Here is a 12,091-nt window from a genome sequence, read left to right as displayed (position 1 = left end):
TTATTTATTAGTTAATAATTGAGTATAAATATCTAATACTTGCTTAGCTGCAATATCCCAACCAAATTTTTGTCTCATAGCATTTCTTGTGACTTTCTTCCAATCAGCTTTACGATTGTATAGAGCAAAAGCTCGTCTTATAGCTCTGTTATAATCTACTCTTGTAAATTCGTTGAATACAAAGCCAGTAGCTGAATCATCTGCTATATTTTCTAGTGAAGAATCTGTAACAGTATCAGCAAGACCTCCAACTTTATGTACTAATGGTAAAGTACCATAGATTAATCCATAAAGCTGTGTTAAACCACATGGCTCAAATCTTGAAGGAACTAGAATTACATCAGAACCAGCTATGATTCTATGAGCTTGTTCCTCATCATAGCCTATTTGTATACCAATAGATTTAGGGTGTTTTTTCGCTAATGCTTTAAATTTTTTTTCAAGTTCAGCATCACCACTACCTAAAAGTGCAACTTGACCATTATTTCTTATAATCTCATCAATTTCATCTAAAACTAGTTTTAAACCCTTTTGTTCAGTAAGCCTTGTTACTATACCAAATATAGGATATTTGTCTTGTTGAGTTAATCCATACATTTTTTGTAAAGCTATTTTACACTCTAATTTTTTAGAGACTGTAGTTAACCCATAATTACATGCAATAAGTTTATCTGTTTTAGGATCCCAAACTTTTGGATCAACTCCATTTAAAATACCTAATAAATCATCTTTTCTGCCAGCAAGCAATCCCTCTAAACCACAACCTTGTTCTTTTGTTTGAATCTCTTTTGCATAGGTTGGGCTTACAGTTGTTATTTTATCTGCAAAAAATAATCCTGCTTTAAGAAATGAGACGTTTCCATAAAACTCAAGCCCTTCGACTTTCATAAACTGCCAGGGCAAATCTAGTTCATTAAAGACACTAAAAGAAAATATACCCTGATAAGCTAAATTATGAACTGTAAAAACAGATTTGGTGTTTGTACCATGATATATCTGCGAAGCTTTAAGATATGCTGGAACTAGCCCTGCATGCCAATCATGAGCATGCACTATCTGTGGTTTCCAACTATTATCAAGACCTTCAGCAATCTTAGCAGCTACCCAGCCAAGCAAAGCAAACCTGAGATAGTTATCTGGATAAGCTTGATTATTTTCATCTGCATAAGGGTTACCATCTCTACTATATAGATTAGGAGCATCAATAATATAAATTTGCACACCAGTGCCAGCCATTTTTGCAAGATAAATGTCAATTTTATTCGCCCCAAATTTCGCGGGTAATTCAGCAATAAGTTGTTTTTTTTCTAGCTTTTGCATAAAATTTGGAAAACCTGGAACAAGTATTCTATTTTGAGTGCCAAGTTTTGTTAGAGCTGATGGTAGAGCAGCTGTAACATCCGCTAAGCCACCAGTTTTAAGTAGAGGGAAGACCTCACTACATACATGTAATATTTGCATTTAAATTTCTCGATTAGATAGTGACTATTTTTTAAGTTTTTCAATCATTTTAGCTGTAACTAGTACTACTCCATTCTCAGTACGATGGAATCTTTTAGCATCTAATTCAGCATCTTCACCAATTACAGTACCTGCGGGTATCTCACAACCTCTATCAACAATGACTTTAGTCAACCTACAGTTTTCTCTAATTCTTGACTGAGGTAATAAAACTGACTGATCAATACTACAAAATGAAGAAACTACAACACTTGAAAACATTACTGACTTAGATATTTCAGAACCTAATACTATACAGCCACCTGAAGCTAATGTATTAGTGATTACTCCATGCTTACCATTCTTACCTGGAACAAATTTTGCAGGAGGTAATTGCTCTTGTGCTGTCCATATAGGCCAATCTTTATCGTATAAGTTTAATTCAGGCATATTACTAGCTAAATCTAGGTTTGCAGCCCATAAAGAATCAATAGTACCTACATCTCTCCAGTATGGCTCAACACCATCTATTTGTGGTACACAAGACATATTAAATGGATGAGCTAAAGCTTCTGCTTTCTTAACAGCTGCTGGGATAATATCTTTACCAAAGTCATGGCTAGAGTCAGGATCTGCTATGTCATCTTCAAGCATTTTATATAGATATTTGGTATTAAAAACATATATACCCATACTTGCTAAGCATTTATCATTTTTACCAGGTACGGTTGGAGCATTAGTTTGTGGCTTTTCAACGAAATCAGTAATATTTCTATCTTCATCTATACCCATGATTCCAAACGCAAAAGCTTCGTCTTTAGGTATTTCAACACAGCCTACAGTACACTCCTTACCACTTTTAGCATGATCACGAAGCATTTCAGAATAGTCCATTTTATAAATATGATCACCTGCTAATACAACAATATATTCAGCATCATAAGATTTCAGTATATCAATATTTTGATAAACAGCATCTGCTGTGCCACGGTACCAGTGCTCCTCGTCTACTCTTTGCTGAGCTGGTAGCAAGTCTACAAACTCATTAAGTTCACCTCGCAAAAATCCCCAACCACGCTGAATATGTCGCAACAATGAATGAGATTTATACTGTGTAACCACACCAATTTTTCGTATACCTGAATTTAGGCAGTTTGACAAAACAAAATCTATAATTCTAAACTTGCCACCAAAGTGTACAGCAGGTTTTGCTCTAGCATCCGTAAGATCGTATAGTCTAGAACCACGTCCTCCTGCTAATACAAGTGCAACAGTTTTTTTGTATAATTGATGTTGTGAATTATTGTCACGCATATTGATACTCCTTTATCTAGGTAATTACAGTAGGTTTTGACATTTTTGTTAATTCTTTAACTTTTGTGATTTGCTCAGCTATATCAATAAGATCACTAAGTGTATCTTGTACATCATCATTGAATTTATCGGCACTTGGTTCATATTTTTCAAAGTAAATTCTTAGAGTAGCACCTTGCGTTCCAGTACCTGATAGTCTAAACACAATTCTAGAACCATCTGTAAATATAATACGAATACCTTGCTTATCTGCAACAGAATCGTCAATTGGATCTGTATAGCTAAAGTCATCTGCATATGAAACTGTTTTATTACCATATTTAACAGTAGATAGATTTAAAACTTTAGTTCTTAAATCAGCCATTATTTGATTTGCTATGTTGCTATCAATAGCTTCATAATCATGGCGCGAATAAAAATTACGGCCATATTTTTGCCAATGGCTTTCTACTAATTCATCTACACTTTTACCAGTAATTGCAACCAGGTTCAACCAATACAGAATAGCCCATAAGCCGTCTTTTTCACGAATGTGATCAGAACCTGTTCCATAACTTTCTTCACCGCAAATATTTATTTTCCCTGCATCTAATAAGTTACCAAAAAATTTCCAGCCTGTTGGAGTTTCAAAACATTCTATACCCATACATATAGCAACTTTATCTACTGCTGTAGATGTTGGCATAGACCTAGCAACGCCTTTTATACCATTCTTATAACTTGGTAATAACGCTGCATTTGCTGTCATAATCGCTAGGCTATCTGATGGTGCTACATCAATGGATTTTCCTACAATCATATTTCTATCAGCATCTCCATCTGAAGCTGCTCCAAAATCATAATCCCCACTACGCATATACGTAATAAGATCATTAGCATTAACAGGATTAGGGTCAGGATGCATACCTCCAAAATCTGGAAGAGGATCAGCATTTACTACACTTCCATCTGGAGCACCTAATACATCTTCAAAAATATGCCTAGCATAAGGTCCAGCTACAGCACACATTGTATCTATACGAATAGCATAGCCATCTTTAATAATTTCTTTGATGGCATCAAAATTAAATATTTTTTTCATTAGCTCTGTATAGTCAGCTACAGAGTCTATTATTTGAATCTCTGTATTTTCTATCTTATAACAGCCGATTTTATTTATACACACAGGTTTTCCATCTGTATCAGCCATCAAATATTGCTGTATTTTTGTTGTATTATCATATATTTTTTCAGTGATTTTTTCTGGGGCTGGTCCACCGTTAGATGTGTTATATTTGATTCCAAAATCCCCATCAGGCCCACCAGGATTATGGCTTGCTGATAATATGATTCCACCGAAAGCTTTATATTTTCTAATAATACAACTAGCAGCAGGAGTTGAAAGAATACCTCTTTTACCAACTATCACTTTACCAAAACCATTTGCTGCAGCCATCTTCAAAATTTTAATGATAGCAATATCATTGTAATATCTACCGTCACCTCCTACTACTAAAGTTTGACCTTCTATGTTTTCTAGTGAGTTAAATATAGATTGAACGAAATTTTCAAGGTAATTTTCTTGCTTAAATGCAGTAACTTTATTTCTAAGTCCTGAAGTGCCAGGTTTTTGATTTTCTATAGGTGTTGTTTTATAAGTTTTTATACCCATTGTTTTCTCATGTTTTTTAATTAACAGAATTAGATTTCAATCAACTAGAAATCAGTATTATCAATGTTAGCATTAATTTTTTATAATTTTTAGAGTTATTATAAAAAAATAAACATACTCTAGTGCTATAAAGTTACTTAGTATAAAATGTATGATTACTATTTTATTATTTTTTATAAATTTATGCTTTTTAAATCTTTTAATATTAATGATGATGACAAATATTACTTTCATTCTGGAAAACATACACAAGCCTATAAATTTATGGGAGCTCACTTAAGCCATGAAAATGGCAGTGATGGAGTCAGATTTACTACCTGGGCTCCAAATGCTGAAAGTATATGTGTAATTGGTGATTTTAGTGATTGGCAGCAACGTGATGAAAACTTCATGTCTCGAATAAGTACTGGAGGATTGTGGAGCGTATTTATTACTGATGTTCAAGAACAGCAAAAATATAAGTTTGTGGTAGCAAGCAATGGTCATCAAGTTTATAAAAGTGACCCTTTTGCAGTATTTTCAGAGTTTCGCCCAAATACAGCCTCAATAATTACTTCAGAAAAAGAATATAAATGGTCCGATAAAAAGTGGCTTGAACAACGTCAAAACTTTAATCCGTTTGATAGTGCTATAAATATCTATGAATTGCATCTTGCTTCCTGGAAAACTGAAAACGGTAATTTTTTGAGTTATGAGGAGTTGAGTGAGATTTTACCTGAGTATATTAGATATATGAATTATACTCATATTGAATTAATGCCTCTTCACGAACACCCTCTTGATGCTTCTTGGGGTTACCAACCTACTGGCTTTTATTCTGTAAACTCACGCCATGGTGATTTAGTTGGTCTGAAAAAATTAATAGATAAACTTCATGCTGAAAATATAGGTGTAATTTTAGACTGGGTTCCAGGGCATTTCTGTAAAGATTCTCATGGATTAATAAACTTTGATGGTAGTCCATGCTACGAGTACCAAGATTTTAATAAGGCTACAAATAAAGGTTGGGGAACAAATAACTTTGATCTAGGTCGTAATGAAGTGAAATCGTTCTTAATATCTAATGCTTTATATTGGATAAATGAATTTCACATTGATGGTATTCGTGTTGATGCGGTATCAAATATTCTTTATCTTAATTATGATAGAGAGCCTGATGAGTGGCAGCCAAATATACATGGTGGTAATGAGAACTTAGAAGGTATTGCATTTTTAAAAGAGTTAAACTCTACAATTAAGCATAATTGCCATGGTGTGATGACAATCGCAGAAGAATCATCAGCTTGGCCAAATATAACTACAGATGTTGAGCATGGTGGTTTAGGCTTTACATTTAAGTGGAATATGGGCTGGATGAATGATACCTTACGATTTGTCGAAGAAGATCCTATCAACCGTAAGCATCATCATCATTTGCTTAACTTTTCAATGGCTTATCATTATTCTGAGAAATTTATACTTCCAATATCTCATGATGAAGTTGTACATGGAAAAAAATCTCTCGTTAACAAAATGTGGGGAGATTTGTGGAATAAGTACTCAGGATTAAGGCTTTATATGGCTTACATGATAGGCCATCCTGGTAAAAAACTACTTTTTATGGGTAGTGAGTTTGCTCAATTTGTTGAATGGAGAGAGTATGAAGAACTTCAATGGAATGTAATCCATGAATATCATGCTCACAATGATAGCTTAACTTTTTTTAAAGAACTTAATAATTTCTATAAATCTGAGCCTGCATTATGGGAACAAGATTTTAGTCATGATGGTTTTCAATGGATTGATGCCGATAATTCAGACCAAAGCATTCTCTCTTTTATTCGTTATGCAAAAGATGGTAGTTTTATTATATGTATTTATAACTTTACTCCTGTTGTCTATTATGATTATAGGATTGGTGTGCCAAAAGCTGGATCTTATGAAGAGATTTTTAATACTGATTGCTCAACTTTTGGTGGGTCTGGGCAGTTGATTGATAGTAAACTCTTTACAGAGCAATCACATTCCCATGGATTTGAGCAGAGTTTATCTGTGAAAATACCTCCAATGGCAGCTATAGTATTAAAGTATTCAGCATAGTTTAGCTAACTTTAAGCAACCTAGTTCTACTTAAATTGAGACCTATATATGGATTCTAAGAATAAAAAAATTTGGTTAATTGATAAAGATGGTAACCCCTCTATCTCTCATTTTAAATATCAAATACATTTGGATTATGAAACTAATACCGTTCAATTTCGCATACAAGCTACAGGATTTATAAATGGCTTTGTTGTAGGTGATTTTAATGACTGGTATAAATCTAAAGAATTTGAGCTTAGCTGGGTTGCAGATACCACAGATGGTAGTCTTTGGCTTACAGCTACAACTTATAATGTTAAAAACCTTAAAGAAACTAATGATTTCTCATTTACTCTGATAGATTTACATGGTGATGAATTTAGAGTTTCAGGCTGTGAAAAACCTTTTGCTCCTTTATCATTTAAATGGGTTTCACATAAAAAAGAAATGCAAATTAAAGCTTCTGAGAACACTATTAGTAAAGGCTACCCTTTAGAAATAATTGCTATTAAAGAAAGTGTGAGTGGAATTCAAGAAATTGTAGATGTTGATTGGCAAATTTCTCCTAAACCTGATGGTATCAAACTCGTAGATAACAAGCTTACTATAAGTCCTAAAGTTGATATAACTAAAGTTGAAATATCTTGTATAAGTAAAAATAATATAAACATTAAAGCAACAAGAGATTTTATTGTTAATAATGAAAAAAGAAAAGGTTCTTTAGTTCATTTTATAAAAAAAGACAGACAATATAAAGGTGATAATTTCTGTTGGGATTTATGGACATACAATGAAGGAAAAAAAGCTAAACCCGTTGAGTTATCTTATTCTAACGATTTTGGTGTTTATAATGCTACTAATAAAGCAAATGTAATTGCTCGTAAAAAAAGATGGGCAGATCACTGGCAAGATGATTGGAGTGAGCAAACTATAGCTTTTGATATATCTTCAAAAGCAGATAATTATTATATTATTCATGGAGATGAGAATATTTATACATCTTTAAGAGAGGCAATTAATAGATTAAATCCAACAATTACTTATGCAGTAATGGATGAACCTAATAAAATAGCAGCATATTTATCTGAAAAAGTACGAGTTGGTACTATATTTGAATTATGGATAAACTCAAAGAATATTAAAGATGTTTGTATAGTAGCTAAACAAAATACAAAGCAATTAATATTTACTAATCTTCCTCCAGATATCAAAGGTTCAGATCTTATCGAGATTAGAGCTAATAATACTTTTTTACCTACTAAAGTAGTTATGGGTAACTATTTAGATAAATTTTATTATCCAAATAATGATATGGGTGTGGTGTTTAATGATGAAAATGTATCTATTCGTCTTTGGGCACCTACTGCGATAAAGGTAGATCTACTTTTATTTGATGAAGATAATCCCAATAATAGTATTGATTTTAATCATATATATCAGCTTAAAAATGAAGAAAATTATGGTACTTTCTTTATAAATCTTACTCGCGAGCAATGTGACAATAAATATTATCTTTTTAAACTATATTTTGATGAGCTAGATGCAAACGGTGATAAATATACTAAAACCACTTATGCTAGAGATCCTTACGCGTATGGTTTATCAATTAATGGTCAAAAAGGTTTTATTTTAGATATTGATAATTTAGAACTTAAACCTACTGACTGGGATAATCAGAATTTCACAGAAATATCAAATCCTCAAGATGCTATTATTTACGAAGCACATATTCGTGATTTCACAATAAGTGATGATAGTGGAGTAGAAAAACTATATAAGGGTAAATTCTTAGGTGCTGTTCAAGGAAATACTAAGTATATAGAACAAGGTCAAAGCGTTTCAACAGGTATAGATAGTATAGTTGAACTAGGTATTACTCATATTCACTTATTGCCAATTTTTGATTTTTCATCTGTTGATGAAACTAAACTTCACAAAAAAAATAATCGTAACTGGGGGTATGATCCTGAAAACTATAACGCTCCAGATGGAAGTTACTCTATAAATCCTTTTGACCCATCTCAAAGAATACTGGGAGTCAGAACAATGGTTCAAGAGTTTCATAACAAAAACATCGGTGTAGTAATGGATATGGTTTATAACCATATGACAGATACGACAAACTTGGATAAAATAGTTCCTAAATATTATTTTAGAACTGACCAATGCGGTCGATTTACTAATGGTTCTGGATGTGGAAATGAAGTGGCATCTGAGCGCCCTATGGTAAGTAAATTTATCCAAGATTCAGTATTGCATTGGGTAAAAAATTACAAAATTGATGGTCTTAGATTTGATTTGATGGAGTTAATAGATTTAGATACCATCAAAAATATTGTTGAAAAGACTAAAAAAATAAACCCTAGTGCTCTAATTTATGGTGAACCATGGAAAGCTGCTGATTCGCCATTAATGAACTGTACTTATAAAGGAACTCAACGGAATAATGATTTCGCTATATTTAATGACACCTTTCGTGATGCTGTAAGAGGAAATAATGCTCCAGGAAATGGGTTTATTAATGGTTCAACTCATAATAGTGAATTAATGGGTAAAGTTGTTGAAGGTTTATATGGCTCAGTTCACACACTAACCGCTAACGCAAATGAATCAGTAAACTATGTTGATGCTCATGATAACTATACTCTTTGGGATCAAATTGAAAAAAGTCAAAATCATAGCTTAAAAACAGGTGATTATCGAAAAAACTTACCAGAGAATATATTTGATAATCACATTGTTCGTCAAAATGCTTTGGCTATGAGTATTGTTTTAACTGCTCAAGGCATTCCATTTATACATGGAGGTGCTGAATTTCTACGTACAAAACATGGTGATCATAATAGCTATAAAAGTGGTGATGATATAAATGCTTACCACTGGTCAGATAAGTTACATAATAAAGTGTTTTTTGATTTTATAAAAGGTCTTATAACTATTAGAAGAAATCACCCTGCTTTACGAATGAGCTCTCCTGAGATGATCAAAAATCATTTAACAATCTCTCCAGCTTATAATGATTATAATTCTGGTGTGATAATTGCTCATTTTAAAGATTATGCAAATGGTGATAGTTGGAAAGATATTGTTATAGTCTATAATGCTACAGCAATAGATAATTATGATATAAATGCTCAGTTACCAACAAATGATAATGATATATGGCATATAGTTGCAAATCATGAGAAAGCTGGGGAAGAAACTATAACGCAAGCTAAAATTGGAGAAATTCCAATGCTCAAATCACATTCAATAATGATTCTTAGAGATTAAACTAAATGAGTAGTCTACTTGATATAGCATCCATCTTTTTCATTTTATTGCTAATAATATGTTTTAGCTGTAAAAGTAAGCTTAAGCTATTTATCGTAATAGTTACCTTAGTTTACTATCTTGTTGGATCTGGTGCTTTAGGTAAGATAATTATCTCGAACAATAATTATTCTACAAAGATAGAGGTTTGTAAAAATACCTCTGCTATTATTGTTTTAGGTGCTGGAACAAATAATAAAGAGCCCAGTTTAAATGCTTATGATAGGATATTAAAAGCAGCTGAAGTATATGATAATTATCCTCAAAAAATAATTATTAGCGGTGGCTATACTTCATCAAGCAATAAATCAGAGGCTCAGATTTATGCAAAAGATTTTAAGAGATTAGGTGTAAACAAAAACGACCTGATTTTAGAAAACAACTCGAAAGATACGGCTGAAAATGCTATGTTTATCAAGCATATAGTTGCTAACAACTCTAGGTCGTTATGTTTGATTACTGATGGGTTACACTTGCAAAGGTCTAAAATCTATTTTGAAAAAAACAATATAAATACTATCGCTTTAGCTTCCTCAATACCTTCTCCGGAGTTAAGAGTTTTACCGAGTTCTTATAATATTTACACAACACAAAGAATCATCCATGAATATTTTGGAATGGTAAAGGCTTACATTCAGACCCACATATAAAATTAATAATACAAATAACTTGTATGTTATATTTTTTAAGTTAATATATATAATATTAATATTGTTGCAATATTTGGCCTATAATGAAAATAGTAAATCTTTTCACTAAATTAGCACTGCTCTTTATTGTGACACTTGGTATATTTTATGTTTCATTAGGATTTTCTCATAGGACTATTCCTGCACTTGAAATAATAGAATTTCATACAAATGAAGGAGTTACAGCTCAGCAGGTTTCTGATGCTTCACAAAAATTTACAAGTGATTTAAAGAAATATCCTGGCTTTCTTGGAAGAACTTTAACTCAAGACTCTGAGGATCTAAGTTTATGGACAGATATTATTGAATGGAATTCTGTAGATGAAGGTATTTCTGCAATGAAATCTGAAATAAATAAAGATAATATGAAAAACTTTATCGCATTAATAAAAAAAGGTCATAAAAGGTTTGAAACAGGACAAAGTATTGATGTTTCTTATCTAAATATCAAATCTCAAGACAATTAGCTATTATCTTAAATATTTTATTTCTTCCTCACTTCTCTCTGATATAATCCTGTTTATATAAAATAACTTTTTAAATTTAAAATGAAATATTTAAAGCTTGGAAATACAGATATAGATGTTAGTAGAATTTGTCTTGGCACTATGACTTGGGGAAAACAAAATACTCAAGCAGAAGGTTTTGAACAGATGGATTACGCGCTTTCACAAGGTGTAAATTTCTGGGATACAGCCGAGATGTATGCTGTACCGCCTTGCCCTAAAACTTATGGTAAAACAGAAGAGATCATTGGAAACTGGTTTAAAATATCTAATAAACGAGATAATGTAATTCTAGCGACTAAATTCTCACCTATCCCATGGGCTAGAGGAGAAGAAAATCCTGTTATAAACAAACAAAATATAATAACAGCTGTAGATAATAGTCTTAAACGCTTACAAACAGATTATATTGATTTATATCAATTTCATTGGGCTGCAAATAGACCAAACTATCACTTTGCAGGTGTTTGGGACTTTATTCCTGATAGTTCTAAAAATAAAGAGCAAATCGAGGCTAATATTTTAGAGATTTTGCAAACTTGTAATGATCTTGTAAAAGAAGGTAAGATTAAAAATATTGGCTTATCTAATGATACTACTTGGGGGATTAATAAATTTATCTCTCTTGCTGAAAAGCATAATTTACCAAAAATTCAAAGTATTCAACATGAGTATAGTCTTTTACGCAGAAGAGATGAAACAGATGTTATGGAAACATGCTCGCTAGAAAACTTATCTTACCTTGCTTGGTCTCCACTTAATATGGGTGTTTTAAGTGGTAAATACTTAGGAGGTAATAGACCAGATGGCACTAGACTTTCAAAAGAGGTTCTTAATGGCCAAGAAGATCGTTTTATGACTCGTACAAGCCCTACTGTTGATAAAGCTGTGGCTGAATATATGAGAGTTGCAAATAAGCATGGTTTAGATGTTTGTCAAATGGCATTAGCTTTTACTATTCGTAGAGATTATATGAGTTCTACAATAATTGGTGCTACCAATCTTGAGCAATTAAAATCAAATATTGATGCTGTGAATCTTGAACTTTCAGAAGAAGTACTTAAAGATATTGAGATTGTTAGAAGAAAGTACCCTGTACCCTTTTAATTATTTAAGAA

Annotated in this window: 8 protein-coding genes; 5 read left to right on the top strand and 3 right to left on the bottom strand. The window is 32.2% G+C overall.

Going from position 1 to position 12,091, the window contains the following annotated elements; genetic code table 11:
- The 3 genes from glgA to CDH04_RS05020 are packed head-to-tail and all read right to left on the bottom strand — an operon-like array spanning position 1 to position 4,405.
- The gene (gene glgA / locus CDH04_RS05030; RefSeq protein WP_112869989.1) at positions 1 to 1,461 is read right to left on the bottom strand and encodes a glycogen synthase GlgA; all 1,461 of its coding nucleotides are present in this window, start codon (positions 1,459 to 1,461) and stop codon (positions 1 to 3) included.
- A gap of 24 nt (positions 1,462 to 1,485) precedes the next feature.
- The gene (gene glgC, locus CDH04_RS05025) at positions 1,486 to 2,754 is read right to left on the bottom strand and encodes a glucose-1-phosphate adenylyltransferase (protein ID WP_112869988.1); all 1,269 of its coding nucleotides are present in this window, start codon (positions 2,752 to 2,754) and stop codon (positions 1,486 to 1,488) included.
- Positions 2,755 to 2,770: 16 nt separating this feature from the next.
- Entirely contained in the window at positions 2,771 to 4,405 is a 1,635-nt protein-coding gene (locus CDH04_RS05020; protein ID WP_112869987.1) for an alpha-D-glucose phosphate-specific phosphoglucomutase, read from the bottom strand.
- A 183-nt stretch (positions 4,406 to 4,588) separates the two neighbouring features.
- Here CDH04_RS05020 and glgB point away from each other — a divergent pair, with 183 nt between their 5' ends.
- The 5 genes from glgB (at position 4,589) to CDH04_RS04995 (ending at position 12,080) form a co-directional block, all read left to right on the top strand.
- Entirely contained in the window at positions 4,589 to 6,484 is a 1,896-nt protein-coding gene (glgB, locus tag CDH04_RS05015; protein ID WP_112870901.1) for a 1,4-alpha-glucan branching protein GlgB, read from the top strand.
- A 48-nt stretch (positions 6,485 to 6,532) separates the two neighbouring features.
- The gene (pulA, locus tag CDH04_RS05010; protein WP_112869986.1) at positions 6,533 to 9,739 is read left to right on the top strand and encodes a type I pullulanase; all 3,207 of its coding nucleotides are present in this window, start codon (positions 6,533 to 6,535) and stop codon (positions 9,737 to 9,739) included.
- A gap of 5 nt (positions 9,740 to 9,744) precedes the next feature.
- Complete coding sequence (locus CDH04_RS05005; RefSeq protein ID WP_112869985.1) at positions 9,745 to 10,428, top strand: YdcF family protein; 684 nt, start codon at positions 9,745 to 9,747, stop codon at positions 10,426 to 10,428.
- 83 nt (positions 10,429 to 10,511) lie between these two features.
- Positions 10,512 to 10,934 (top strand): hypothetical protein, encoded by a 423-nt coding sequence (locus CDH04_RS05000; RefSeq protein ID WP_112869984.1) that lies wholly within the window; start codon positions 10,512 to 10,514, stop codon positions 10,932 to 10,934.
- A gap of 81 nt (positions 10,935 to 11,015) precedes the next feature.
- Positions 11,016 to 12,080, top strand: coding sequence for an aldo/keto reductase (locus tag CDH04_RS04995; RefSeq protein WP_112869983.1), 1,065 nt, complete (start codon positions 11,016 to 11,018; stop codon positions 12,078 to 12,080).
- The last annotated feature ends 11 nt before the right edge of the window (positions 12,081 to 12,091 follow it).

This window comes from Francisella adeliensis (assembly GCF_003290445.1).
Taxonomy (GTDB): Bacteria; Pseudomonadota; Gammaproteobacteria; order Francisellales; family Francisellaceae; genus Francisella; species Francisella adeliensis.
Note: the sequence above shows the minus strand (reverse complement) of the source record. Positions and strands in the feature narration are given on the sequence as shown.

Coding starts and splice junctions, on each gene's coding strand:
- glgA (WP_112869989.1), bottom strand. CDS start 1,461: ATGCAAATATTACATGTATGTAGTGAGGTCTTCCCTCTACTTAAAACT.
- glgB (WP_112870901.1), top strand. CDS start 4,589: ATGCTTTTTAAATCTTTTAATATTAATGATGATGACAAATATTACTTT.
- pulA (WP_112869986.1), top strand. CDS start 6,533: ATGGATTCTAAGAATAAAAAAATTTGGTTAATTGATAAAGATGGTAAC.
- CDH04_RS05000 (WP_112869984.1), top strand. CDS start 10,512: ATGAAAATAGTAAATCTTTTCACTAAATTAGCACTGCTCTTTATTGTG.
- glgC (WP_112869988.1), bottom strand. CDS start 2,754: ATGCGTGACAATAATTCACAACATCAATTATACAAAAAAACTGTTGCA.
- CDH04_RS04995 (WP_112869983.1), top strand. CDS start 11,016: ATGAAATATTTAAAGCTTGGAAATACAGATATAGATGTTAGTAGAATT.
- CDH04_RS05005 (WP_112869985.1), top strand. CDS start 9,745: ATGAGTAGTCTACTTGATATAGCATCCATCTTTTTCATTTTATTGCTA.
- CDH04_RS05020 (WP_112869987.1), bottom strand. CDS start 4,405: ATGGGTATAAAAACTTATAAAACAACACCTATAGAAAATCAAAAACCT.